At 38.2% G+C, this 25,963-nt stretch carries 22 protein-coding genes, 1 other RNA gene and 1 other annotated feature; of the genes, 21 read left to right on the forward strand and 2 right to left on the reverse strand.

Annotated elements, in window-relative coordinates:
• The first annotated feature begins 110 nt into the window (after positions 1 to 110).
• Together recJ and EW028_RS07805 are read left to right on the forward strand one after the other, a co-directional pair.
• Positions 111 to 2,441, forward strand: a complete 2,331-nt coding sequence (gene recJ, locus EW028_RS07800; RefSeq protein ID WP_131520504.1) for a single-stranded-DNA-specific exonuclease RecJ — start codon at positions 111 to 113, stop codon at positions 2,439 to 2,441.
• 23 nt (positions 2,442 to 2,464) lie between these two features.
• A complete protein-coding gene (locus EW028_RS07805; RefSeq protein ID WP_004226730.1) occupies positions 2,465 to 2,977 on the forward strand; it encodes an adenine phosphoribosyltransferase in 513 nt (170 codons plus the stop codon).
• A gap of 39 nt (positions 2,978 to 3,016) precedes the next feature.
• On the opposite strand, the gene EW028_RS07810 is transcribed toward EW028_RS07805, so the two are convergent.
• Positions 3,017 to 3,475, reverse strand: coding sequence for a MarR family winged helix-turn-helix transcriptional regulator (locus EW028_RS07810; RefSeq protein ID WP_009373748.1), 459 nt, complete (start codon positions 3,473 to 3,475; stop codon positions 3,017 to 3,019).
• 184 nt (positions 3,476 to 3,659) lie between these two features.
• On the opposite strand from EW028_RS07810, the gene EW028_RS07815 reads away from it, so the two are divergent.
• The 7 genes from EW028_RS07815 (at position 3,660) to EW028_RS07845 (ending at position 12,240) form a co-directional block, all read left to right on the forward strand.
• A complete protein-coding gene (locus tag EW028_RS07815; protein WP_131520505.1) occupies positions 3,660 to 4,910 on the forward strand; it encodes an MFS transporter in 1,251 nt (416 codons plus the stop codon).
• Between the two features lie 114 nt (positions 4,911 to 5,024).
• Entirely contained in the window at positions 5,025 to 6,116 is a 1,092-nt protein-coding gene (locus tag EW028_RS07820) for a carbohydrate kinase (protein ID WP_009373750.1), read from the forward strand.
• 4 nt (positions 6,117 to 6,120) lie between these two features.
• Positions 6,121 to 7,035, forward strand: a complete 915-nt coding sequence (locus EW028_RS07825) for a pseudouridine-5'-phosphate glycosidase (RefSeq protein WP_048392113.1) — start codon at positions 6,121 to 6,123, stop codon at positions 7,033 to 7,035.
• Between the two features lie 205 nt (positions 7,036 to 7,240).
• Positions 7,241 to 9,436: a RelA/SpoT family protein gene (locus EW028_RS07830; protein WP_048392114.1), complete on the forward strand. Its 2,196-nt coding sequence runs from the start codon at positions 7,241 to 7,243 to the stop codon at positions 9,434 to 9,436.
• A 32-nt stretch (positions 9,437 to 9,468) separates the two neighbouring features.
• Positions 9,469 to 9,909, forward strand: coding sequence for a D-aminoacyl-tRNA deacylase (dtd, locus tag EW028_RS07835; protein WP_048392115.1), 441 nt, complete (start codon positions 9,469 to 9,471; stop codon positions 9,907 to 9,909).
• Positions 9,910 to 9,980: 71 nt separating this feature from the next.
• Positions 9,981 to 10,196 (forward strand): DUF2642 domain-containing protein, encoded by a 216-nt coding sequence (locus EW028_RS07840; protein WP_004226745.1) that lies wholly within the window; start codon positions 9,981 to 9,983, stop codon positions 10,194 to 10,196.
• A gap of 637 nt (positions 10,197 to 10,833) precedes the next feature.
• Positions 10,834 to 12,240, forward strand: coding sequence for a YfcC family protein (locus EW028_RS07845; RefSeq protein ID WP_054550044.1), 1,407 nt, complete (start codon positions 10,834 to 10,836; stop codon positions 12,238 to 12,240).
• A gap of 47 nt (positions 12,241 to 12,287) precedes the next feature.
• Here EW028_RS07845 and EW028_RS07850 read toward each other — a convergent pair whose 3' ends face one another.
• The gene (locus EW028_RS07850; protein ID WP_131520506.1) at positions 12,288 to 13,874 is read right to left on the reverse strand and encodes an N-acetylmuramoyl-L-alanine amidase family protein; all 1,587 of its coding nucleotides are present in this window, start codon (positions 13,872 to 13,874) and stop codon (positions 12,288 to 12,290) included.
• 164 nt (positions 13,875 to 14,038) lie between these two features.
• Positions 14,039 to 14,281: a binding site (T-box leader), on the forward strand.
• Between the two features lie 231 nt (positions 14,282 to 14,512).
• Between EW028_RS07850 and hisS the strand changes: the two genes are divergently transcribed.
• The 12 genes from hisS to EW028_RS07910 all read left to right on the forward strand — a co-directional run bounded on the left by hisS (position 14,513) and on the right by EW028_RS07910 (position 25,930).
• A complete protein-coding gene (gene hisS, locus EW028_RS07855) occupies positions 14,513 to 15,781 on the forward strand; it encodes a histidine--tRNA ligase (RefSeq protein ID WP_054550047.1) in 1,269 nt (422 codons plus the stop codon).
• Between the two features lie 65 nt (positions 15,782 to 15,846).
• Entirely contained in the window at positions 15,847 to 17,616 is a 1,770-nt protein-coding gene (gene aspS / locus EW028_RS07860; protein WP_004226768.1) for an aspartate--tRNA ligase, read from the forward strand.
• Between the two features lie 139 nt (positions 17,617 to 17,755).
• A non-coding RNA gene (ssrS, locus tag EW028_RS07865) (6S RNA) lies at positions 17,756 to 17,955 on the forward strand.
• Between the two features lie 550 nt (positions 17,956 to 18,505).
• Entirely contained in the window at positions 18,506 to 19,228 is a 723-nt protein-coding gene (locus EW028_RS07870) for a GntR family transcriptional regulator (RefSeq protein ID WP_004226770.1), read from the forward strand.
• Between the two features lie 4 nt (positions 19,229 to 19,232).
• Positions 19,233 to 19,952, forward strand: coding sequence for a sugar isomerase domain-containing protein (locus EW028_RS07875; protein WP_131520507.1), 720 nt, complete (start codon positions 19,233 to 19,235; stop codon positions 19,950 to 19,952).
• Between the two features lie 17 nt (positions 19,953 to 19,969).
• Positions 19,970 to 20,248, forward strand: coding sequence for an HPr family phosphocarrier protein (locus EW028_RS07880; RefSeq protein WP_131520508.1), 279 nt, complete (start codon positions 19,970 to 19,972; stop codon positions 20,246 to 20,248).
• Between the two features lie 87 nt (positions 20,249 to 20,335).
• Entirely contained in the window at positions 20,336 to 21,511 is a 1,176-nt protein-coding gene (locus EW028_RS07885; RefSeq protein ID WP_131520509.1) for a GNAT family N-acetyltransferase, read from the forward strand.
• Between the two features lie 226 nt (positions 21,512 to 21,737).
• Positions 21,738 to 22,049, forward strand: a complete 312-nt coding sequence (locus EW028_RS07890) for a PTS sugar transporter subunit IIB (protein WP_103118482.1) — start codon at positions 21,738 to 21,740, stop codon at positions 22,047 to 22,049.
• 18 nt (positions 22,050 to 22,067) lie between these two features.
• Positions 22,068 to 22,388, forward strand: a complete 321-nt coding sequence (locus tag EW028_RS07895) for a PTS lactose/cellobiose transporter subunit IIA (RefSeq protein ID WP_004226783.1) — start codon at positions 22,068 to 22,070, stop codon at positions 22,386 to 22,388.
• A 47-nt stretch (positions 22,389 to 22,435) separates the two neighbouring features.
• Positions 22,436 to 23,761 (forward strand): PTS sugar transporter subunit IIC, encoded by a 1,326-nt coding sequence (locus EW028_RS07900; RefSeq protein WP_112118169.1) that lies wholly within the window; start codon positions 22,436 to 22,438, stop codon positions 23,759 to 23,761.
• A 24-nt stretch (positions 23,762 to 23,785) separates the two neighbouring features.
• Complete coding sequence (locus EW028_RS07905) at positions 23,786 to 24,868, forward strand: DUF871 domain-containing protein (RefSeq protein WP_131520510.1); 1,083 nt, start codon at positions 23,786 to 23,788, stop codon at positions 24,866 to 24,868.
• A gap of 300 nt (positions 24,869 to 25,168) precedes the next feature.
• Positions 25,169 to 25,930 (forward strand): tRNA threonylcarbamoyladenosine dehydratase, encoded by a 762-nt coding sequence (locus EW028_RS07910; protein ID WP_048392126.1) that lies wholly within the window; start codon positions 25,169 to 25,171, stop codon positions 25,928 to 25,930.
• Positions 25,931 to 25,963 lie beyond the last annotated feature (33 nt).

Genomic DNA, 25,963 nt, shown 5'->3' on the forward strand with positions numbered 1-25,963 from the left:
GGAAAAGTGACGGATAGAAATTAAAAACCAATGGATAAAACTATCAATCTAACGGATAGTGCGCAACCAATAGAAATTCGGTATAATAGCTTTCGTAAGGAAGTGAGCAGATGATTCTATCGAAAAAAAGATGGCAGGTGGAGCGTCCTGACGCAACACTTGTACAAGCATTACAAAATGACTTACAACTTTCTGCGATTGCAGCAAAAATTTTAGCAGCACGAGGCTGCGAAACAACGGCTGAGGCAGAAAGCTTATTAAATATGACTGAGGCAAATATCCATGACCCATTTCTTATGCATGGTATGGCTGAAGCGGTAGCACGAATTGAACAAGCACTAGAAAATGGTGAGAAAATTTTAGTGTATGGTGATTATGATGCGGATGGTGTGACAAGCACAACCGTTATGTTACATGTTTTACTAGATCTTGGAGCAGACGTCTCCTTTAAAATTCCGAATCGTTTTATCCATGGCTATGGTCCGCATGAAGCCCTATTTCGGGAGGCCTATGAAGATGGTGTACAGTTAATCATTACAGTGGATAATGGTATATCTGGTATTGAGCCTATTCGAGTAGCAAAGGAGCTTGGTATGGATGTCATTGTGACAGATCACCATGAACCAGGTGAGGAGCTACCACCAGCAGATATTATTCTTCATCCCCGAATACCAGAAGGGCAATATCCATTTGGCGAGCTAGCAGGAGTAGGGGTAGCCTTTAAGCTGGCACATGCTCTTTATGGTGAACTACCAAGCCATCTAATAGAATTTGTGGCGATTGGCACTGTAGCAGATTTAGTTCCGTTGGTGGATGAAAATCGCTATCTCGTGAAGAGGGGCATACAAGAAATGCGTCGTTCCCTTAGTCCATGGGTACAAGCGATGTGTGACATAGCCAGTACAGAGCAGACGAAAATTACAGAAGAAACGATTGGCTTTTATTTTGGTCCACGATTGAATGCTGTTGGTCGTCTAGGTGAAGCAGCTCCTGGTGTTGAATTATTAATGGCGGAGGATAATGCTAAAGCAACCGCATTGGCAAAAAAGCTAAATGCCTGCAATACCGAGCGCAAAGATATTGTGAAAAGTATTACAGATGAAACCATCGCACTGATTGAAGCAGATGAAAAAATCGGCAATTCCTTAGTTCTTGTTGTTGCTGGCGAGGGCTGGAACGCAGGTGTTGTAGGAATTGTAGCCTCACGTCTCGTTGAACTGTATTACCGTCCAACGATTGTGCTGTCACTCGATCCAGAAAAGGGCATAGCAAAAGGTTCTGCTCGAAGTATTGAAGGTTTTCATCTATATAATGAACTAGCTAAAAATCGAGATATTTTACCACATTTTGGTGGACATCCTATGGCTGCAGGTATGACCTTATCATTAGAGCATGTGGATGAACTACGTACTCGCTTAGATGCTCAGGCAAGAGCCTGTTTAACAGAGGAGCAATTAACACCTGTAGTGCATATTGATATACCGCTCAGCATAGATGAAATTTCAGCGGATGCTATTGAGGAAATTTCAACACTAGGACCATTTGGCACAGATTTCCCTAAGCCTGTGTATGTGCTGGAGGATGTAGAAATCGCCTCCATGCGTAAAATTGGAGCGGGCGAGAATCATATTAAAATGGAAATAACAAACGGCTATGATAAATTGGATAGTGTTGGTTTTAACAAAGGGCATTTACATGATGAATTAACGTATGGCATCAAAGTTTCCTTTATAGGCGATTTGCAAATTAACGAATGGCAGGGGCGTAAAAAAGCCCAATTTATGATCGAGGATGTCCAAACTACAGAATGGCAGTTATTTGATATTCGTGGTATCCGTCAAACAGCTCGATGGCTGAATACCGTACCGAAGGACGTGGCCCGGTTTATCGCCTTTCGTCCAGAAACGATGACCTATTATCAATCATTAATAGGTGCATCTATTACACTGGTTGACCCAGCCCTTTCAAATATTGAACAAAGTGATTACATCGTGCTCTTAGACTTGCCACACAATGTTCAAAAGCTAGAGGACGTTTTACAGAAGACAGCCCCTTCACGTATTTATGCTCATTTTTATATGCCTGACTCACAATACTTCAGTGGTCTACCTACTCGTGAGCAATTTGCTTGGTATTATAAGTTCTTGAAAAATCGACCAGCCTTTCCGCTTGATATGCATATCGCAGATTTAGCGAAGCATACGGGGTGGCCATTAGATACACTAAAATTTATGACACAGGTGTTTTTTGAGCTTGATTTTGTTAAAATGGAGAGTGGACTGACGACTGTCAACGTGAATGCTCCAAAACAAGCACTAACAGAGGCACCGTCTTACAAACAACGTTCAGAACAGATTGAAATGGAGCAAAAGCTTGTCTATGCTCCTTATATAGAATTAAAACAATGGTTTGATGAACGTTTAACATCAGCGGACGAATAACGTTTCGTAGGAGGAGCAATAACATGGATTTAAAGCAATACGTTACAACGGTTGAAAATTGGCCGAAAGAGGGCATTACCTTCAGAGATATTACAACAATTATGGATAATGGTCCTGCATACAAATATGCAACAGACCAAATCGTAGAATATGCAAAAGAAGTGGGCGCTGAAATTATTGTTGGCCCTGAGGCACGTGGTTTTATTATCGGTTGTCCAGTTGCCTATGCACTTGAAATCGGCTTTGCCCCTGTTCGTAAACCTGGTAAATTACCACGTGAGGTAATAAGTGCAGACTACGGTCTTGAATATGGTAAAGATACGTTAACAATGCATCATGATGCAATTAAGCCTGGTCAAAAAGTTTTAATCTGTGATGATTTACTAGCGACTGGTGGTACAGTTGAAGCAACGGTTCGTTTAGTAGAACAATTAGGTGGTCAGGTAGTAGGCTGTGCATTCCTGATTGAACTTCTAGAATTAAATGGTCGCGAAAAGCTTGGCGATTTAAATATTAAAACACTTATTCAATATTAAGAGCATGGCAAAAAGCGCCCTATACTGTGGGCGCTTTTTTTATACTTCGTCATAGGCTTGAATAATTTTTTGCATTGTTCGCAAGGTATCGTAGAAATCTGCGTATTTTTCGGTTCCAATATCCTCGATAATTCTATCTTGAATGCCTTGCCAAATCGGTGCTGCTTCATGCAGCTTTTCTAAACCTTTTTCAGTGAGCGTTATTTTTTTGGTACGAGCATCATTGGTATCTCGCTTTAACTCAACATAGCCATGTTGCTTTAATAGATTAATATTACGTGTTATAGTGGTTTGATCCAGTTGTAAAATTTCACCTAAACGGCTGATTGAGACAGCTTGTTGAAGGTCAATATGTGCAAGCATTGAATATTGTGTAACTTTTAAACCTGTAGGCTGTAGCAGCTTATCATATAATTGTGTGACAACCCTTGTTTTTTTTCTAAGGTTTGCACAAACACAAATTTGTGTATAATCAATATTTTTAAGTTGATTCTTCATCGACAGTACTCCTTTAAGGGGATTCTACTCATTATAAGTATACACCCAATAACTAGAAATTACTTCTTGACAGCTTTATGAACGATTACTATGATTATACATGTATATACATATAAATGAAATAAGCAGACTTAAACATGTATATACATGTTTTGTAGTCTATCAAAGAAAAGAAGGTGTTGAGGTGAAACGTGTTCATTATAGTTGGTTTATTTTAATCGTCACATTTTTCTCGATAATTGTCGCAGGAATTACAATGTCATCATCTGGCGTGTTTATCGACCCTCTTGAAAAAGAATTTCACTGGGATCGTTCAACCATTGCTTTAGCCTTTGCTGTAAGTTTGTTTTTATATGGCATATCTGGACCATTTATGGCTGCATTACTTGAAGTCATTGGCTTAAAGAAAATGATGCTAGGTGCTATGGCAACTTTAGTATTAGGAATGACTTTAACATTTTTGATGAGTGAATCCTGGCAGCTAATTGTTATTTGGGGGGGCATTATTGGTCTTGGAGCAAGTCTTTTTTTAACTGTCCTTAGCCCATATGTTGCGAATCATTGGTTTGTAAAACGCAGAGGATTAGCGGTTGGTATTTTAACGGCAAGTACAGCCACGGGCCAGTTAATTTTATTACCAGTTCTAGCTATCATTATTGAACACTATTCTTGGCGATGGGCTATCGCATTAATGCTACTCCTTAGTATCATAATGTTTTTCATGATTGCGCTTTTTATAAAAAATAGACCTCAGGATATGGGGTTAACTCCTTATGGACAAGAGGAGGCTATAGAGGAACAACAAATACAGCAAAAAAAGAATCCAATAGCTATGGCTTTTAAAGGTTTATTTGAGGCGATTAAGGTTAAAGCATTTTGGCTCTTAGCAGGTAGTTTTTTTATTTGTGGGCTATCGACAAGCGGATTAATTGGTACTCATTTTGTTTCTTATTGTATTAGCTTTGGCGTTCCTTTAGTCACTGCCGCATCATTACTTTCTTTTATGGGCATTTTTAATTTATTAGGTACAACTGCGTCTGGCTGGTTATCTGATCGCTTCGATAATCGGTGGTTATTGTTTTGGTATTACCTGTTAAGAGGTGCATCTCTATTATTGCTCCCTTATGCACTCGCACAAGGATCATTTGTTTTATTAACGATTTTCACGATTTTTTACGGACTAGATTGGATTGCTACAGTGCCACCAACCATCAGTATGACACGACAAATTTTTGGTATGCAAAAAAGCAGTATTATCTACGGCTGGATATTTGCTTCACATCAAGCAGGAGCAGCGGTTGCTGCGTATGGTGGGGGGTTAATTTATAAATTTTTCAATTCTTATACATGGGCATTTTTCCTTGCAGGAATGTTTTGTGCAATGGCCAGTTTATTCGTTATCATTGTTAAAAAACAAACACCCCAGCAAGCGTAAACACATAAAAGTTGAACCTCGGTAAGATGGGGTTCAACTTTTTTAATAAAGAATCTTTTGACATAACACAAACAAAAGTTTATAATATAAACAAATATAATAAAAGGTGATGCTATGAATGAAAGAGAACAGGCGGTGCTTGCTTTAATTCGCCAGAATCCGTTTATGTCTCAGCAAGAAATGGCAGATGCAATGAATCTGTCGCGTCCTGTGCTTGCTAATTTAGTGTCTAGTTTAACGAAGCAAGGAAAAATTGTAGGTCGTGCTTATATATTACCCGAAGAAAATGAAATTATTTGCATCGGTGGAGCTAATTTAGACCGCAAATTCCATGTAAAGGGCAATGTTCAATTTGGAACATCTAACCCTGCCAGCTCTTCCTTTAGTGTAGGTGGCGTTGGTCGAAATATTGCTGAAAACTTAGGCAGATTAAACCACCAAGTGACGTTACTGACAACGGCAGGTAAGGATGCTGATTGGCAAGTGATCCAAGAGGCTTCGGAATCCTTTATGAATCTACGTTATGTAGAGCAGCTTGCAGAGGCTTCCACAGGTTCTTATACTGCCATCATGGATGAACAGGGTGAGCTAGCACTAGCTGTAGCAAATATGGAGGTTTACGATCTTCTGTTACCGAGCTTGTTGAAAAAACATGAAACAATGCTTGTAAACGCGGGCTGTTTTATTTTGGATTTAAACTGTCCAAAAGAAACTGTGGCGTATATCCAGCAAGTAGCCCTTGCTCGTGATATTCCACTTGTCATTGTGCCAGTATCTTCGCCAAAAATGAATCGACTACCTGAAACATTACAAGGCGTAACTTGGTTTATTTGTAACACAGATGAAGCGGAAACGATTGTTGGACATAAAATTGAAAACGCTACCCATTATGAAAAAGCTTTACAACAGCTCCTACAATTAGGTGCGGAGCATGTCATTATCACGGCTGGCAGCAAGGGCGTTTATGCAGCATCTACAACGATTGCCCCTTGTCATGTTGCCGCTAAAGTGATTGACAAAATTGAAGATGTGACAGGAGCAGGAGATGCCTTTGTCAGCGCTGTTATTCACAGCTGGCTGACTGGACAATCTTTTGAGACATGTATTGATGCTGGATTAACCAATGCAAAAAATACATTGGCATCTCCTTATACAGTAAGACCTGAATTATCAGTAGATTTGTTGAAAAATGAAATGGAGGAATAACAACATGAAAGAATTCATCGTATTATCAGAAGAAGTAAAAGCAGGACAAGCAAAAGGTCTACCGATCGTTGCGTTAGAATCAACAATTATTTCACACGGTATGCCATACCCACAAAACGTGCAAACTGCGCGTGAAGTTGAGCAAATTATTCGCGATAATGGTGCAGTCCCAGCAACAATTGCATTAATTGATGGGAAAATTAAAATTGGTCTATCAGATGAAGAGCTAGAAATGTTCGGTAATGCTCAAGGTGTTGCAAAAGCTTCACGTCGTGACTTAGGCTACTTACTAGCAACGAAAAAATTAGGTGCTACAACAGTTGCAGCGACAATGATCTGTGCAGAGCTTGCAGGTATTGAAATCTTTGTTACAGGTGGTATTGGTGGTGTACATCGTGGTGCGGAAACAACAATGGATGTCTCTGCTGATTTAGAAGAATTAGCACAAACAAATGTTGCCGTTATCTGTGCGGGTGCAAAATCTATTTTAGACATCGGTCTTACATTAGAATATCTTGAAACAAAAGGTGTGCCAGTGGTTGGTTATGGTACGAATGAATTACCAGCATTCTACACACGTCAAAGTGGATTTGATGTAAACTTCCAATTAGATACGCCAGAAGAAATTGCAGCAATGCTATCTGCGAAATGGCAATTAGGCTTAAAAGGTGGCGCTGTCATCGCAAATCCAATTCCTGAGTCTGAAGCATTAGAGCATGCATTTATTACAAACATTATTGAAAAAGCTTTAGTTGAAGCTGAAGAGAATGGCATTCAAGGTAAAAATGTTACACCATTCTTACTTGGCAAAGTTAAAGAATTAACAGAAGGTAAAAGTCTTGATGCCAACATTGCATTAGTGAAAAACAATGCAGTAGTCGGCGCGAAAATTGCTGTAGCTTACAATCAATTACATTAATCAATTTGTCGAAACAAGGACTCTTTGTGACGTGAAGTCGCAGAGGGTCTTTTTTATTAAAAAGAAGAATATTTTTTCCATTTTTCGAACTGTTCACGAGATTAACTAAACTAAATGATACAGTCTCTTTACAATAGACCACAATATTTTATACAATTAAGTTTATATCTAATCTGAAAAATTTGACGAGCAAGGTGGACATGTTATGGCGAAAGAGCAAATTTTGACTCCTGAGGACGTTTTTGAGTTAGTCAAATCCTACATGAATGATGAAAATGTCGCATTCGTGAAAAAAGCATATGAATTAGCAAGGGATGCCCATATTGAGCAATTCCGTAGCTCTGGTGAACCGTATATTATTCACCCAGTACAAGTAGCAGGTATTCTAGCTGAATTACAAATGGACCCAGAAACTGTAGCGGCAGGTTTTTTACATGATGTTGTCGAAGATACCGATTTTACACGGGATGATTTGGTACGTGAATTTGGCGAAGAGGTGGCCGTGCTTGTTGATGGTGTTACCAAACTAGGGAAAATTAAATATTTATCTAAAGAGGCGCAGCAGGCAGAAAATCATCGGAAAATGTTTGTGGCTATGGCGCAAGATATTCGTGTCATCCTCATTAAGCTAGCAGACCGTCTTCATAATATGCGTACGTTAAAGCATTTACCTGCTGAAAAGCAACGACGCATTTCAAAAGAGACGCTCGAGATTTTTGCACCACTTGCTCATCGTCTTGGAATTTCGACTGTAAAATGGGAGCTTGAAGATACAGCACTGCGCTATTTAAACCCACAACAATATTATCGTATTGTCAGTCTGATGAAGAAAAAACGTGATGAACGTGAAGCTTATTTAGAAAATGTGATGGCTGAGATGAAATCACAACTGAATGAGGTTGAAATTGACGCAGATGTCTATGGTCGACCAAAACATATTTACAGTATCTATCGAAAAATGGTGTTACAAAAGAAACAGTTTAATGAAATTTATGATTTATTAGCCATTCGTGTTCTTGTCGATAGTATTAAAGATTGCTATGCCGTATTAGGGATTGTGCATACACTTTGGAAACCAATGCCAGGACGCTTTAAAGACTATATTGCTATGCCAAAACAAAACCTGTACCAGTCTCTACACACGACTGTTATTGGACCTTATGGTGATCCGTTGGAGGTACAGATTCGTACAAAGGAAATGCACAAAATTGCAGAGTACGGGATTGCGGCGCACTGGGCATATAAAGAAGGTAAAAACGTTGATCATCAAAAGCAAAATGTCGACCAAAAATTAACGTGGTTCCGTGAAATTTTGGAGTTTCAAAATGAATCTTCCAACGCAGAAGAATTTATGGAATCCTTAAAATTTGATTTATTTTCTGATATGGTTTATGTCTTTACACCTGAAGGTGATGTCATTGAATTGCCAGCAGGTTCTGTTCCTATTGATTTTGCCTACCGTGTTCATTCCGAAGTAGGAAATCGTACGATTGGAGCGAAAATCAATGGGAAGATGGTACCGCTTGATACACCATTAAAAACGGGCGATATCATTGAAATTTTAACTTCTAAACAATCCTTTGGTCCGAGTCGCGATTGGCTTAAAATAGCTCAATCCTCGCAGGCGAAGAATAAAATAAAGCAATTCTTTAAACGACACCTGCGTGAAGAAAATATTGTCAAAGGTAAAGAAATGATTGAAAAAGAAATCCGTGCTCAGGATTTCGATTTAAAGGAAACGATGTCCTCCGAAAACCTAAAACGGGTATGCGACAAATTTAACTATACGAATGAAGAAGATTTGTATGCGGCAGTTGGTGTGAATGGTATTACTGCGCAACAGGTCGTAAATCGTTTAGCTGAAAAACGTCGTAAAGAACGTGAGCAGGAAGAAGCACTAGAGAAAATTGAACAAAAAATGAAAAATCCAATTCCACAAAAGCGTACGGAATCGGGTGTTATTGTAAAGGGTATTGATAATATGCTCATTCGACTTTCTCGCTGCTGTACGCCCGTTCCTGGGGATGATATTGTAGGCTTTATTACGAAGGGGAGAGGTGTTTCTGTCCATCGTGAGGACTGTCCAAATATTCAAATTGAGGATGAGCAGGAGCGCTTAATTGAAGTGGAATGGGAGCATGGTGTCATTCCTGAGAAAAAGGAATACCCTGTTGATATTGAGGTTTCAGCTTTTGATAGACCTGGCATTTTAAATGAAATCATGCAAATTGTTAGTGAAACGAAAACGAATATTTTAGCAGTAAGTGGACGTGCTGACCGTGATAAAATGGCAACAATTCATTTAACAATTTCTATTTCAAATATTTCACATTTGCATAAAGTAGTTGAGCGAATTAAACAAACACCTGATATTTATTCGGTGCAACGCGTCATTAACTAATTGATAGGCAATATAGGATTGGGGTTTAGTACATGAAAGTAGTATTACAACGCAGTAAAGCTGCCTCTGTAACAGTGGACGGAACTGTTACAGGAGCAATTGATCATGGCTATGTTCTTTTAGTGGGAATTACACATGAAGACACACAAGAGGATGTTGCCTATTTAGCAAAAAAAGTAGCCAATTTACGTCTCTGGGAAGATGCAGATGGAAAAATGAATCATTCGATCTTAGAGCATGGGGGCGCTATTTTATCCGTCTCGCAATTTACACTGTATGGGGATGCAAAAAAAGGGAATCGTCCAAGTTTTATCAATGCAGCTAGACCAGAAGCAGCTGAGCCACTGTGGGAGGCTTTTAATCAAGCTTTACGCGAACAGGGCTTACATGTGGAAACAGGTATTTTTGGTGCCATGATGGATGTAGCACTAATTAATGATGGTCCAGTCACAATTCTTCTAGAGTCAAAATAATGGAACATTTCCTATAATTCCTTCATATACTAAAGAGTATGGTTAGTTTTATAGGAAGGAGTGTCTTAAACATGACGCAGACGAGAAGTATAACAAATCCATATTTATACGAAACTCTTAACATGATGATTGGTCAGGCAGTAGTTGTGCAAACAGAAAAAAATATTCAACAAGGTATTTTATTATCCATACTACCTGACCATATGGTTCTTGAGATAAATCGTACGCCTTTCTTCATTCGGATGGAGGAAATTGTATGGGTTACATTGGAAACTACAAAAAAATGAGAAAGTATGAACCTTCAAATCATCATAAATGATAGAAGGTTCTTTTTTATTTGTTTAATGCAAATAATAATACCTAAATAGCAAATTTATTTCGAAGAGATAAAAACTATTAAAACAGTTGCTACTCTTTGAATATTATTTTTTTTAAAAAATATAAACGATATGTAAGAAAGTCCATTTGATTCCTCATGGATAGTTAATCTACGATTTTCCATTCTACTTACAACCTTTGATGTCTTTCATCATTAATTTATCCCACTAATAAGGGGAACTTTATGAAGTTCATGAATAAAAAGCATTTAAGGACAATCCATTTAAACTTTATCATTTCTAACACCGCCGCATATTGCTCCTGCCTTAATTAAAAACAATTCGTCATATAAGATAAAATTATTATTTTGGAAAACAAAAAATAACGTTGAAAATGCCCATTATTATTTGAGTATGTGAATAAAATTTTCCATGTTTATAGAAGAGGAACAAGAGGTTTAATTAGGAAAGATAGCGTGTGCTTTCAGAAATAATAGAAAATTAATACTTTACAATAAATTTAAACTCATGTATATTTATTTTCAATTAGCGACAAATAGCGACAATATACGGCTAATGTCTAAATCAGAAAAAGGAGCGCGATTTAATGGAAAATGAACAGGGGGTCAAGAAGAAAAGCTGGTTGAAAGTACCTCATACATATACGATTATTTTTGCTATTATTTTTTTAGCAGGTATTGCAAGCTATATTATACCAGCGGGTGAGTTTGAACGTGTAGAGGATGAAGAAGGGCGAATGCTCGTTGTAGATGGAAGCTATCATCATATTGAGAGTGAGCCAGTTTCCTTTTTTGAAATGTTTACAGCGGTTCCAATGGGTCTCGAAAAAGGGGCTCAAATTATTTTCTACATTTTTTTAGTCAGTGGTGTATTTGGTATTATTCGTTCTACAGGTGCTATTGAGGCTGGTGTTTATAAAGGAGTAAAAGCTTTAGAGGGCAGAGAGAAATTACTGATTCCTTTATCGATGATTTTATTCTCTGTTGGTGGTTTTACAATGGGGATGGCGGAAGAAACTATTATTTTCGTACCAATTGGTGTGGCCATTGCACGCGCGATGGGCTTTGATGCTGTAACAGGAACAGCCATGATTACACTTGGTGCCGCCAGTGGATTTTTTGGAGGAATGCTTAATCCCTTTACGGTAGGTGTAGCACAATCATTAGCGGATGTACCATTATTCTCAGGGATTGGCTTCCGTGCTGTTGTCTATGTTTTTGTATTAAGTTTTGCTATTTTCTATGTATCTCGCTATGCTTTTAAGGTGAAAAAGAATCCTCAAGCAAGCGTTATTTACGATATTGAGCAAAAAGCTAAATCCAATGTTTCAGCGATTGACATCCCTGCATTAACAGGCAAGCATAAATTCGTATTTATTGTCATGGCTTGTGGGATTGGCTTTAATATTTATGGTGTCTTTAACTGGGGCTGGTTCTTAACGCAGCTAACTGCATCCTTTTTAATTATGGGGTTAATTGCAGGATTAATTGGTGGTTTAAAACCTGCTACTATCTTTGATTCCTTTATTGAGGGAGCCAAGGCCGTAACATTTGGTGCTTTAATTGTAGGTTTTGCCCGTGCTATTACAGTTGTTTTAGAGCAGGGGAAAATTATTGATACAATCGTTTATGCAGCATCAGAAACAATTGGACATTTGCCACATGCTATCAGTGCAATCGGCATGCTATTTATCCAAGCTCTTTTGAATTTATTTATTTCATCTGGTAGTGGACAGGCAGCTGCAACAATGCCGATTATGATTCCAATCACTGATTTATTAGGATTAGAGCGACAAGTGGCTGTTTTAGCCTTCCAATATGGGGATTCCTTAACGAACTCTATTATTCCTACTTCGTCTGCATTAATGGCGTATCTAGCTGTTGCAGGTATCCCATATGAAAAATGGATTAAGTTTATCTGGAAGATGATTCTTGGGTGGGCATTGATTGCCTGTCTGGCGCTAATTGCTGCGGTAGCATTAGGAATATCTTAAATATAAAAAAGCTGTGGATGTTATCATCATCCGCAGCTTTTTTTTGCTTATTCATCTTGTTCATTAAAGTAGCTGAGAATTCCCTGATAAATACCAAGAGTCGCTTGTTCACGGAATTTAGCTGTTGTAATGACGCGCTCCTCACTGGAATTACTTAAAAAGCCTAACTCAATAAGGACGGCCTTTTGACGATTCTCTCGTAAAACTAAATAATTTCCTTGTTGTGTACCACGGTCTCTTAAATCTAGTTTACTGGAAAGACCATCATGAATTGCTTCAGCAAGCCCTTTTTGATTACTATTCATATAATAGGATGTGAAGCCGTTAATGGAGCTATCATCTGTCGCATCATAATGAAGGCTAATAAAGGCATCTGCCTCATATTGATGGGCAATCGATACACGCTTACGCAATGCCACATATTCATCCGATTCTCTCGTCATGACAACGTTTGCGCCAGCAGCACTTAACTTGGAAGCAAGCAAAGTAGCCGTTTTTAAAGTAATGCCCTTTTCCTCTGTACCTCGTTGACCAGTTGTGCCATGATCATTTCCACCGTGACCAGCATCAACAACGATCGTTAATCCAGTTAACGTACCTTTTTTGCGAGGCTCTTCCTTTTCTTTCTGTGGACTTGTCGCTTTATTGGAACTTGTTGTAACTACCCAGTTCGCGACAAAAGCTGTTTTTTCGTCGTCTATTTGTATTTCATAAAAATCATTTTTAACGCCTACAATTGGGTAATTTCCACCAGCATCTACTCGTTCAACTACTTCTGCAGCTGTTGAGGCATCTGTTCGTAGGTTTGTCCCATTATAGATAATCGTAACAGATTCTAACTCTTTGGAAGTTGACGTTTTTGAGGTACTTTTTACTTTATTGGAGAATGTACCGTAAAAACTATAGACCCAACCTACTTTTTTATCATTGTACTGAATTTGTACCCAATTATGCTCATGTGTAAGTACTTTAAAGGCTTGTCCTTTTGTTGCTGTGCCGATTTTTTTAGCGTTCAAATCTGGCTTCTTACGAACATTAAGGGTGTCCACTAAAATGGTGAAGGTTGTATCTTTGTTGGCGGGTGCTGTGGGTGTAGTAGTTACTTCAACAGCATCTTCCTTGGGTTCCGTTTCTTTTTTAGGGTTATCGTTGATCGTGACATAATCCTTTGACACCCATCCTGTTAATCCATTCCAATCGATTTTTGCCCATTCTTCATTTTCTTCAACGAGGTTTGCTTGGTTACCTGTAGAAAGTTGACCAAGAACAGCTGAAGAGATATCTGGTTCTGTTCGAATATTTAAACGGTCAACTTGTGAAATGACGGTTTTGTCAATCACTTGTTTAGCATTAGTAGGTGCTGTCAGCCAAGAGGCAACCCATCCTTCGTAATTACCTGCTTTGACTTGGTACCAATCACCTTCTCGACCGATTGAGGTTAAAGGGTCACCTTCTTCTAAAGTCGTAATAATGGGATAAGACAATCCAGGACCCTCTCGCAAATGAAGAATCGTTCCAGCGACTTTTAGATCACTGGTGTCAGCGGAAGCTCTTTGAACAAAGTTCTTATTTGGAATCGCCATCGTTACCATTAGTACGAAGATGATTATACTATGTAAAATTGTTGTCCTCATCAGATTCCTCCTATTCCTTGTGCTATTTTACCATGCTTTTATCATAAAATTCGTGGTAAAATGGTAACAGAATTAGTTATTTTCAAGATAGACTGATGAAAAATACAAAAATAGTTGACATTGCTTTGGCTAGTGACTAACATAAAGGGTAATCGAAAAATGATTAATCGCTTATGACCAAGCAAGTAGCGTATACCACTATTGGAAAAGAGAGGGAAAGACTTAGGCTGCAATCTTTCCTACAAAAATGTATCACGTGAATAACACTTGAGAGGCTTTTTTCTGAAAAGCAGTGCCTAGTAGGAAAAAACGGAATCGGCCGTTATCCGATTAAGAGGAGGACACATGTAATCATTTGTGTCAACTAGGGTGGAACCGCGGAAGCTTATACAGCTCTCGTCCCTTGCTATTGCAAGGGACGAGGGCTTTTTTGTTGTTCAAAAAGTAATGAGTTTTTGAAGAGGGATTGTTGTTTTTGCTCAGAAAAGAGGGGAAGGCGCTCTAATTAGTATGAAAAGCGCTCATCAAGGCTGTAACCCGCTCCAACAGGACAAAAATTTGCTCAACCAAAGCATGCATTCGCTCAAAGTGGGACTACAGCTGCTCTATCATAAGCAATCAATATAGGAGGGAATTACATGAGTTTTAAAGTGCCACGAGGGACACAAGATATTTTGCCAGGTCAATCTGAAAAATGGCAAAAAGTTGAAGCGATTATTCGTGATATTTGTCGTGTTTATCGCTATAACGAAATTCGCACACCAATTTTCGAGCAAACGGATCTATTTGCACGTGGTGTTGGGGAAACAACTGATGTTGTACAAAAGGAAATGTATACATTTGAAGATCGTGGAGGGCGTTCATTAACACTACGTCCAGAAAATACGGCTGGTGTCGTACGTGCCTATGTGGAGCATAAAATGTTTGGTGCTCCTGATCAGCCAGTTAAGCTTTCTTATTTAGGACCAATGTTCCGCTATGAGCGCCAACAGGCTGGTCGTTATCGTCAATTTGTACAGTTTGGGGTAGAAGCAATTGGTTCAGCAGATCCTGCGATTGATGCAGAAGTCATTGCTCTTGCGATGGACGTCTACGAATCAGCGGGTTTAAAGGATTTAAAATTAGTGATTAATTCTCTTGGCGATAAAGAAACACGTGATACACATCGTACTGCTTTATTACAGCATTTTGAGCCACATATTCATGAATTTTGCTCAGACTGTCAAAATCGTTTACAAAAGAATCCATTGCGAATTTTAGATTGTAAGGTAGATCGTGAGCATCCATTAATGCAAACGGCTCCAGCGTTAACTGATTTCTTAACAGAAGAGTCAGCTGCTTATTTCGCTCAAGTGAAATCGTACTTAGATACATTGGGTATTTCATATGAGGTCGATCCAAATCTTGTACGAGGACTTGATTATTATAATCACACAACTTTTGAAATTATGTCCACAGCATCAGGCTTTGGTGCTATTACAACATTATGTGGTGGTGGACGCTACAATGGATTAGTGCAAGAAATTGGCGGTCCAGATGTACCAGGTATAGGTTTTGCATTAAGTATTGAGCGCTTGTTGCTGGCACTTGAAGCGGAGGGTGTTGAATTAGACACAGCATCAGGGCTAGATGTTTACATTATTGCAATGGGCGATGAAGCGAAGCAAAAGGCTGTTGAGCTGACAAGCACTTTCCGAGCAAAGGGACTTGCGACAGAGATGGATTATTTAGACCGTAAAATGAAAGCTCAAATGAAATCAGCGGATCGACTAGGTGCAAAATATACGCTTGTTCTTGGCGAAACAGAACTTGAAGAGCAAGCAGCGGCTGTAAAACATATGGAATCTGGGGAGCAGCACAAAGTGGCGTTTTCAGAGCTAGTGAACTATTTAACACAAAAAGCTTAAAAATAAACAGAGGGCATTTCTAGGAAATGCTACATAAATTGAAGATATTTTGGAGGAATTTAACAATGGCTACAAGAACACATGCTAGTAACGAGCTGTCAGAAGCGTTACAAGGCGAAAAAGTCGTATTAAAAGGTTGGGTACAGCGTCGTCGTGACCTTGGTGGTTTAATTTTTATTGATTTGCGTGACCGTACAGGTATTACGCAAGTTGTGTTTAGTCCAGATGTTGCAGAAGCACACGCATTAGCGGATAAAGTGCGTAGTGAATATGTGATCGAAGTGGAAGGCACAGTCATCCTTCGTACAGAGGATCAAATCAACCCGAATGTACCAAACGGTAAAATTGAAGTGGAAGCAACAAAATTAGTCGTAATTAATACGGCAAAAACAACGCCATTCCAAATCGAAGATCGTACAGATGTATCAGAAGATTTACGTTTAAAATATCGTTATCTAGACTTACGTCGTCCCGTAATGTTCGATACTTTCAAAATGCGTTCTGATGTGACACGTACAATTCGTAACTTCCTACAAAATGAAGGATTCTTAGAAGTTGAAACACCAATTTTAACAAAATCAACGCCAGAGGGTGCTCGAGACTATTTAGTTCCTTCACGTGTACATGAAGGTGAATTTTATGCCTTACCACAATCACCTCAATTATTTAAGCAATTATTAATGGTTGCTGGTTTTGAAAAGTACTTCCAAATTGCGCGTTGCTTCCGTGACGAAGATTTACGTGCTGACCGTCAACCAGAGTTTACACAGGTGGACATTGAAACGAGCTTCTTAACACAAGAAGAAGTATTAGAAATGAACGAGCGCTTAATTCAAGCGGTTATGAAAGAAGTAAAAGGAATTGACATTCCTGCACCATTCCAGCGCATGAAATACCAAGAAGCAATGGATCGTTATGGTTCAGATAAGCCAGATGTACGTTTTGGATTAGAGCTTGTGGCGTTAAATGATATTTTTGAAGGCTGTAATTTCAAAGTATTTGCTGATACTGTTGCACAAGGAAAACAAGTGAAAAGTATCAATATTAAAGGTGCAGCTGACAAATATTCTCGTAAAGACATGGACGAGTTAACAAAATTCGTTGGGATTTACGGAGCAAAAGGTCTTGCCTGGTTAAAGGTAACAGAAGAAGGCTTAAACGGACCAATTGCGAAATTCTTTGACGAGGCATTAGCAGCAGCCTTAATCGAGCGTATGGGAGCAGAAGTTGGCGATATTCTAGTATTTGTAGCAGATAAAGCCGCTGTTGTAGCAGCTTCATTAGGTGCTCTTCGTACAAAATTAGGACAAGATTTAAATCTGATCGATGAATCACAATTTGCTTTCCTTTGGATTACTGATTGGCCATTATTCGAATACTCAGAGGAAGATGGACGCTACTATGCAGCACACCATCCATTCACACGCCCGTTTGATGAAGATATAGCGTTAATGGACACAGACCCTGCAGCAGTACGTGCACAAGCATATGATATCGTTTTAAACGGCTATGAACTTGGTGGTGGTTCATTACGTATTTACGAACGTGACCTACAAGAGAAAATGTTTGAATTACTTGGCTTCTCAGAAGAAGAAGCACAAGCACAATTTGGCTTCCTATTAGAAGCGTTTGAATACGGCGTACCACCACATGCAGGTCTTGCCTTTGGTCTTGATCGCTTCGTTATGCTATTAGCAGGTCGTACTAATTTACGCGATACAATTGCATTCCCTAAAACTGCTAGTGCTAGCTGCTTGATGACAGAAGCACCAAGCGAAGTATCTCCAGAGCAATTAAGTGAGCTAAGTCTGGCCATCAAACCATTTAGAAAATAATGTATAATACAAAATACCTGGATTACCTAGCAAATACTGTAGGGAATCTAGGTATTTTTTGCGTTTTCTTATAAATTTATAGATTATTAGAGAAAATCGTTTGAATTATCAGAAAAGTGGTGTTATGATAACTGTAATACGAATCCTGATGTGTTTGTCTAACTGCTAACTCTACTTCACAGTTTTGACCGAACATTATAGAATCGGGAGCCTTCATTTTGTAGTCGCAAACATGCCCCTAATAAAGCGGGACGTTTAAAGTTGCAAAGCGGGCACCCACCTGCAAATTGCGGGTTCAAAACGAATGTTTCTTGGCATTACGGCACAATTGGGATTCGTCCTATACATAGGATTGAGAGGAGCTTATTAATAGCTCCTTTTTTTACATAAAATTAAACAAGAACTAGTAGAATATTTTAAGTGAATGTTTAGAAAATATGGAAAATCACTTTTTATTTCTGATGAAGCAGCATATAATTGGTATAGACAACTATACCTTTTGAGAAGCTATATCCGCTAAAGGAAAAGATACATTATATCTTTAGGCAGATATTACGAGGATAAACACTTTATTTAAATGATTTTGAAAGCGTTTTAATTGTGATTGATACAAAACACATGAGGGAAAAGCCTATCGAAAAAAGGCAAATTGGATCAAAATTACAAGACGGTGATTAGTCAGTTGAGAATATAATGGTACAATGATTGAGCGCAGATGCTACAATGATAGTGAGAAAGTTACCACATCAAGCGACAAGTAAATATGTCCTTTTCACACTGTTATCGTGGATATCATTTAGCTTTGTTGAATCATGCGAAATACAAAAACCGATCTAACGAGGTAAAGTTGTATGGAGAAATCATAAAGGTGATAAGGAAGGTGCAAGAATTGTTAGAGAAAAATTCTCATATACCTATTTATATACAAATAGAAGAGATTATTAAACAACGAATTTATTTAGAAGAATACAGAATTGGTGAGACCATCCCATCAGAACGAGAGCTTTCTGCACAATTTGATGTAAGTAGAATGACTGTTCGTCAATCCATTACCAATCTAGTAAATAGTGGTCTATTATATCGAGAAAAAGGGAGAGGAACGTATGTTGCAAATCCAAAATTAGAGCAACCGTTAAAAGGCTTAACGAGTTTCACGGAAGATATGCGGGCAAGAGGAATGGAACCAAGCAGTAAGGTATTACGATTTGAGAAAATCATACCACCAGTGGATATTGCAAGAGATTTGATGATAGAGTCTGGCGAAGAAGTATTTTTTGTAGTGCGCATAAGAAATGCAGATGCGCAACCAATGGCAATCGAAAGAACATATATCCCAGTTAAAATTTATCCGGAGTTGGATGAGAAGCAAATAATGGGCTCGCTTTATGCCTTAATCGAAGCAAAGTTCCATCAAAAAATTGGGAATGCGGTACAACAGATGGAGGCAGCCATCGTATCGAAAGAGGATAGTAAGTTTCTACAAATTAATCAAACAGCACCAGTTTTAATTATCAAACGTACAAGTTATTTATCAGATGGTAAGCCCTTTGAGCTTGTACGCAGTACGTATCGAGCTGATCGTTATAAATTCATAAGTGAAATTAAAAGGTGATTTTATGCATGCATATTTTTCTGAAATCGAAAAGCTTATCCAGGTTGTGAAGGAACAGGAGGCATCACATATAAGTGATGTGGCTCAAATTATTGTCCAACGTCTCCAAAAAGGTGGGATAATTCAATTATTTGGTTGTGGTCATTCACAGCTATTGGCACAGGAGGCATTTTATCGAGCAGGTGGTTTAGTACCCGTCCGTCCTGTTTTTATTGAACCATTAGCTTTACATGCTGGGGCATTAGCTTCTTCAATCAATGAGAAAGATTCAACTATTATTGAACTGCATAAGGAACAGTTTGACTTTCGTGAAAATGATGTTTGCATCGTCATTTCAACCTCTGGGAGAAATGCAGCACCTATCGACGCTGCTTTATTAGCAAAGGATTCAGGGATATTTGTGCTATCCCTCCAATCGCTCCACTATAAGGAACAGACTACACGTCATCACAGTGGGCTGCGGCTAGAAGAGGTGGTAGATTTTGTAATTAATACCCATATACCGATTGGTGATGGTGTACTAACTATACATGACATTCAGTATGCGCCAGCATCTACTGTTATTGGTTCATTACTATTAAATGCTTTGTTCAGTGAAATCATAGAAACACTAGCAAAGTCCTCAAGAGAGTTACCGATTTTTGTCAGCAATAATGTTGATTCGGATTGGTCACATAATGAGAAAATGATTGCCAAATATCAACATCGGATTAATTTTACGTGAAAGAGTGGGGTATGTAAATGAAGAAAATGTATAAAATTACATCTACTGAAGGTATTCATGCCAGACCGGCTGCATTACTCGTAACTGCAGTGACACCATTCCAAAGTGATATTAAATTAACATATGAAGAAAGATCCGTTAATTTAAAGTCTATTATGGGCGTAATGTCACTAGGTGTAAAACCAGGGAGTATAGTGGAAATTTCAGCAGATGGGCCAGATGTAGCAACATTATTTCAAACTATTACTGAAGTCATGTTGTCTAAAGCAATAGGAGAAGAATGGCAAGAGGGATAAAAGATTCTTGCAGTGGTTGTGATTATGCCACTGTAAAAGAATCTTATGAATAATTATCTGAATATTTGGAATTTAAGGGGTGATTAAATGGACATTCACATCGTCTCGCCTAATGATTATGGGCAGATTCATCGATTGAGAGACTATTGCTTTCCAAATAAGTACTCAGGGGCTCGTCGAGAGGATTTTCATTATTGGATTGAACAAAGCACGACCTTAGGTGCTTATGATGACAAAAAAATTGTTGGGCAGCTATTAATATTACCGCTAAATATTACAGTGCATGGAGTTTCATTTAAAATGGGAGGCATCGGCTTTGTTGCAACGTATCCTGAGTATCGACAACAGGGTATTATCAAAAGGCTTATGACAGAAGCGCTGCAAAAAATGAGAGACAATGGACAAACGATTTCAGTATTAGCGCCATTTTCTGTGTCCTTCTATCGTTATTTTGGTTGGGAATTATTTTTTGAGAAGCTCCATTATACAATCCCTCAAACTATGTTTCCCTCTTTAGGGAAACAAGTAGACGACATGAAAAGGATGAGCTTTGAGTGGTTAGATCCTGCGCTCTTTCAGATGATTAAGGATTTTCATAATGCACAGGCAATCATTCGAAATGGTGGCATGGTAAGGGATGAAGGATGGTGGAAAAGACTTGAAAGAAGGAGCCCAGATAGTCACTTTGCTGCCTATTTTCAAGACAATAACTTAGAAGGCTATATTCGTTATACGATTCGAGATGGGACATTTACTATCCAAGACTTTATTGTAGCAAATCTCTTAGCTGAACAAGCTATGTGGCGTTATATGACATCTCATGCAGCAAGTGTCAGTAGCATAACTGGAGTTACTAGTAATCATTATCCTTTTGGCTTTTATTTCAAGGAGCCGCAATTCAAAAGGGAAGTCATACAGGATGTGATGATTAGAGTAGTAGATGTTTATGTATTTATGCAGCAGTATCCGTGGAAGGATATTCAAGAAACACTAACTATTCGTATTGAAGATCCATTTTGTCTCTGGAATGAGCATGTTTATCAAATAAATAAAAATGGTCAGGTCTCAATAATTGAGACAAATTCGGTCTCTGACAAGCATATGCTAACACTACCAATTAATCTTTTTTCTGCGATGATGGTAGGTTATCTTTCTGTCAAAGAAGTGGTGGTCTATGCTAATCAACCTACGGTAGAAAAGGTTATCGAACAGTGGCAATGGGCAATCCCTACTGAAAAACCAGCATTTTATGAGTATTTCTAGGTATTGAATAATAAGAAAATTTAAAAATTTTTTGCGTTTTTTTCTGGACTATACCAGTTGGTTTTAATCATTAATTTCACGACAAAATTGACATAGTCCAATTTTGTAAATAACTTGATATAAATAAAATTAATGGAAAATTTGTATTGTGGTATATACCAATAGGTGCTATTCTCAAAATAAGTAAGCGATTACACAATCGAAGAAAATAAAAGGAGTGTATCGAATGAAAAACATCATGTTAGTGTGTGTAGCAGGCATGAGTACTAGTTTATTAGTGTCAAAGATGCAAAAAGCAGCGCAAGAGCAAAATATTGAAGCGGATATTTACGCCATTGCAGAAGGAGAGGTGGAAAAAATATTAGCGACAAAGAAAGCTGATGTTCTTTTATTAGGCCCACAGGTTCGTTATTTGAAAGGGTCATTTGAAACAAAATATAAGGATAAAGGTTTTCCAATCGATGTGATCAATATGGCGGATTACGGCATGATGAACGGTGAAAATGTCCTGAAACAGGCTCTACAACTAATTGGATGAAAGAAGGGGCAATGGGGAATGGAAGATACAGCATTAATGGCATCCATTATGGGACTGATTGTGCATAGTGGAAATACGAAAAGTGAGTGTATGGAAGCTATTCAGCTAGCAAAAAAGGGGCAAATTGAGGCAGCAAAAGAAAAAATCAAATTAGCGAATGAGTCATTAATTGAAGCGCATCATGCTCAAACGGGGTTACTGTCTCAAGAAGCAAGGGGAGAAAAGGTAGAGGTTTCCATGTTATTAATTCATGCCCAGGATCATTTAATGAATGCTATTACTTTTCGAGATTTAGCACAGGAAATGATTGAGCTATATGAACGAATCCAAGGGGAGTAACATCAAATTTTGATGTTATCAATAAAAAGTAAAGGGAGTGTATGTGAGTGTTCCGTTTTTTAGAAGAAAAGTTTGTACCGGTTGCTGCTAGGGTTGGGAATCAGCGTCATTTAGTTGCCATTCGTGACGGATTTATTACGATTATGCCTTTAACGATTGTGGGATCTTTGGCTGTACTTATTAACAATTTGCCTATCAAATTTTATCAAAATACACTCGATGCCATTTGGAAACATGAGACATGGACTCAATTTGGCGGTAATATTTGGAGTGCTACATTTAATATCATTTCACTGCTACTTGCCTTTACTGTTGCTTATCATCTTGCTAAAAGTTATCAAAAAGATGGTCTGTCTGCTGGAGTAATTAGTCTATCAAGCTACATGACGTTTGGGACTTTCGGGGAAGGCGGATTAACCGGCTTAACAACAGGCACGGGTGGTATATTTATTGCTCTGATTGTAGCACTACTTTCTACAGAATTGTTTTGTAGATTGTCTGGCAATCCTAAACTACTAATTAAAATGCCAACTGGTGTACCACCAGCTGTTGCCAAATCATTTGCTGCGTTACTTCCTGCCATTATTACGATTGGAATATTTGCTTTAGTACGTACAATTATTTCAGCAGGTTTTGATATACCAGATATTGTCGGGTCCTTCTACTCTGCGATTCAAGAGCCATTTATGGGTCTAACAAATACATGGCTTGCTGCTTTAATTTTGGCATTTATACCTACATTTTTATGGACACTTGGCGTACATGGAGCAAATATCATCGAACCATTCATGCAAACGATTAATTTACCAGCTATTAATGAAAATGTTGCAGCAATCTCTGCTGGTAAAGTTGCGCCTTACATTGTCAATAAACCATTCTTTGATGCTTTTATTAATATGGGAGGCTCTGGTACAACAATAGCACTTATTATTGCGATTTTCATATTTGCGAGAAAGAATAAGCAATATAATACAGTTGGGAAATTATCCGCAGCACCTGGGATTTTCAATATCAATGAGCCATTACTTTTTGGGTTACCAATTGTATTAAATCCGGTTTTATTTGTTCCGTTCATTTTGACACCAATGATAAACGTAACAATTGCATTCTTTGCAACGAAATGGGGATGGGTGCCAGCCGCTACCGTTTCACCGCCTTGGACAACACCGCCGATTATTAATGGTTTTTTAGCAACTCAATCTTGGCGTGGTGCTGTTTTGAGTATGGTCTTAATTATCATCGCTGTTTGTATTTATCTGCCATTTATCTCGATGGCGAACCGTATGGCAAGGCAGAATGAGCAAAAAGCTGCTTTAGCGGCACAGAGTGAGGAATCTGTAGTGGAATCCAGAGGACAAAAAGTGGAAGTATAAGCATCAATTAACGGAGGGTTTGAAGTGAAAAGATTAGGAATCTCGCTATATCCGCAGCATAGTACGCTAGAGGAGATGAAGCGCTATGTTCAGCTGGCTCATGATAATGGCTTTGATCGTATATTCACATGCCTAATGTCATTAAAACAGGATGAGGAGCGTCAAAAATTACAACAAATCAACGAATTTGCGCAACGCCTCGGCTTTGACATATCCGCCGATATTGCACCAGGTGTTTTTGATGATTTAGGCTTAACTTATAGGGATATTGGCTATTTAAAAGAACATTATTATTTGGCAGCCTTACGTTTAGATATGGGATTTTCAGGTCAAGAAGAAGCGTTGATGTCACTCGATGCAAGTCATCTAAAAATAGAATTAAACATTAGTAATGGTACGAAGTATGTAGATAATATTATCTCTTATCAGCCCAATAAAGAGAATATTATCGGCTGTCATAATTTTTATCCAAAACGATTTACGGGGCTATCTCGTCAGCATTTTTTACAAACGTCACAACACTTTAAAGCGCACAATGTGAGAACAGCAGCAATGATCTCCTCACAACATGGTCAATATGGACCTTGGGAGCAAACAGAGCACGGGTTACCTACATTAGAGGAACACCGTTATCTCCCAATCACTGTACAGGCGAAAGATTTATGGCATACAGGGTTAATTGACGATTGTATTATTGGCAATATGTTTGCTTCTGAGGAAGAACTACGTGCATTAGGACAATTAAATCGTAATAAGCTTGAGTTAAGGGTTGTCCAGTCTGAAGACACAAGCATTTTAGAGGAGACGATTCTTTATAAAGAGCCTCATTTTAATCGGGGTGATGTGTCTGAATACGTGATTCGGAGCACCCAATCCCGTGTGAAATATAAAAATGGAGATTTTCCTGTGCATGATATACGGCCATTAAAAAGAGGAGATGTCACGATTGATAATAATTTAGATGTTCGTTATAAGGGAGAGCTACAGATTGTGCTAAAGGACATTCCGAATACAGGATCGAGTAATGTCGTAGCTAGCATTGTAGATGAAGAACTATTTTTATTAACATACATTCAACCATGGGCATCATTTGGATTTACAAAGTAAAGAAGAGTGAGAAAGAGATTGAGTCATCAATCTCTTTTTCTTTATGTGGTTGAGCATAATGTTATATAAGATTTACCTGATTAATCAACTAATTTTATTGTACTATTTTACCATATATAGCAGAATTGGATGAAATGTTTTTATGGATTATTATTTCAAAGGATTTAAGTAGATAATTTTGACTTTTTCTTTATATTTTTATCTTGAACAATAACATGATAAAATGTAAGATAGGTTTTGATTTTATCTTAGTATATAACTAGGTTTACTAATAAAATTTCATAGATGGAGAGTGTCAGGATGTTACATCAATTTTCACGTAACGAGCTCGCAATAGGAACAGAGGGTCTCGAGAAATTAAAAAATACAACGGTTGCCATTCTTGGTGTGGGTGGTGTCGGTTCATTCGCGGCTGAGGCATGTGCACGAAGCGGAATCGGCCGTATTATTCTAGTCGATAAGGACAATGTAGATATCACAAATGTCAACAGACAACTTGTTGCATACTTATCAACAGTTGGTCAATCAAAATCAGCTGTCATGAAAGAGCGTATTGCAGATATTAACCCAGCATGTGAAGTGATTGACATGCACATGTTTTATACGGAAGAAACCTATGAAGAATTTTTTGCACAAGGCATTGATTATGTAATTGATGCAAGTGATACAGTGATGTATAAAATTCATATAATGAAGGAATGTTTAAAGCGTAATATTCCTATTATTTCAAGCATGGGTGCAGCAAATAAGATGGACCCTACTCGCTTCCAAATTGCAGATATTTCAAAAACACATACAGACCCATTGGCTAAAATCATTCGTACTAAGCTACGTAAAGAAGGTATTCATAAGGGTGTTACGGTTGTATTTTCAGATGAAAGTCCAATTGTCGTACGTCCAGATGTTGTCGAACATGTAGGTAAGCCTGATGCAGCAATTCGAAAAGCAAAGATGCCACCTTCATCTAACGCTTTTGTACCGTCAGTAGCAGGTTTAATTGCAGCAAGCTGGGTAGTCAATACCATCCTAAAAGATGTGAAAATTACGCGCGTACAAGGTTAATACCAAATACGGTGCTTTGGTAATAGTCAAAAA

The organism is Lysinibacillus sp. OL1 (genome assembly GCF_004332175.1).
GTDB lineage: Bacteria > Bacillota > Bacilli > Bacillales_A > Planococcaceae > Lysinibacillus > Lysinibacillus capsici.

Coding starts and splice junctions, on each gene's coding strand:
- EW028_RS07825 (WP_048392113.1), top strand. CDS start 6,121: ATGAAAGAATTCATCGTATTATCAGAAGAAGTAAAAGCAGGACAAGCA.
- EW028_RS07820 (WP_009373750.1), top strand. CDS start 5,025: ATGAATGAAAGAGAACAGGCGGTGCTTGCTTTAATTCGCCAGAATCCG.
- EW028_RS07810 (WP_009373748.1), bottom strand. CDS start 3,475: ATGAAGAATCAACTTAAAAATATTGATTATACACAAATTTGTGTTTGT.
- EW028_RS07840 (WP_004226745.1), top strand. CDS start 9,981: ATGACGCAGACGAGAAGTATAACAAATCCATATTTATACGAAACTCTT.
- EW028_RS07890 (WP_103118482.1), top strand. CDS start 21,738: ATGAAAAACATCATGTTAGTGTGTGTAGCAGGCATGAGTACTAGTTTA.
- EW028_RS07805 (WP_004226730.1), top strand. CDS start 2,465: ATGGATTTAAAGCAATACGTTACAACGGTTGAAAATTGGCCGAAAGAG.
- recJ (WP_131520504.1), top strand. CDS start 111: ATGATTCTATCGAAAAAAAGATGGCAGGTGGAGCGTCCTGACGCAACA.
- hisS (WP_054550047.1), top strand. CDS start 14,513: ATGAGTTTTAAAGTGCCACGAGGGACACAAGATATTTTGCCAGGTCAA.
- aspS (WP_004226768.1), top strand. CDS start 15,847: ATGGCTACAAGAACACATGCTAGTAACGAGCTGTCAGAAGCGTTACAA.
- EW028_RS07885 (WP_131520509.1), top strand. CDS start 20,336: ATGGACATTCACATCGTCTCGCCTAATGATTATGGGCAGATTCATCGA.
- EW028_RS07895 (WP_004226783.1), top strand. CDS start 22,068: ATGGAAGATACAGCATTAATGGCATCCATTATGGGACTGATTGTGCAT.
- EW028_RS07845 (WP_054550044.1), top strand. CDS start 10,834: ATGGAAAATGAACAGGGGGTCAAGAAGAAAAGCTGGTTGAAAGTACCT.
- EW028_RS07850 (WP_131520506.1), bottom strand. CDS start 13,874: ATGAGGACAACAATTTTACATAGTATAATCATCTTCGTACTAATGGTA.
- EW028_RS07875 (WP_131520507.1), top strand. CDS start 19,233: ATGCATGCATATTTTTCTGAAATCGAAAAGCTTATCCAGGTTGTGAAG.
- EW028_RS07830 (WP_048392114.1), top strand. CDS start 7,241: ATGGCGAAAGAGCAAATTTTGACTCCTGAGGACGTTTTTGAGTTAGTC.
- dtd (WP_048392115.1), top strand. CDS start 9,469: ATGAAAGTAGTATTACAACGCAGTAAAGCTGCCTCTGTAACAGTGGAC.
- EW028_RS07880 (WP_131520508.1), top strand. CDS start 19,970: ATGAAGAAAATGTATAAAATTACATCTACTGAAGGTATTCATGCCAGA.
- EW028_RS07910 (WP_048392126.1), top strand. CDS start 25,169: ATGTTACATCAATTTTCACGTAACGAGCTCGCAATAGGAACAGAGGGT.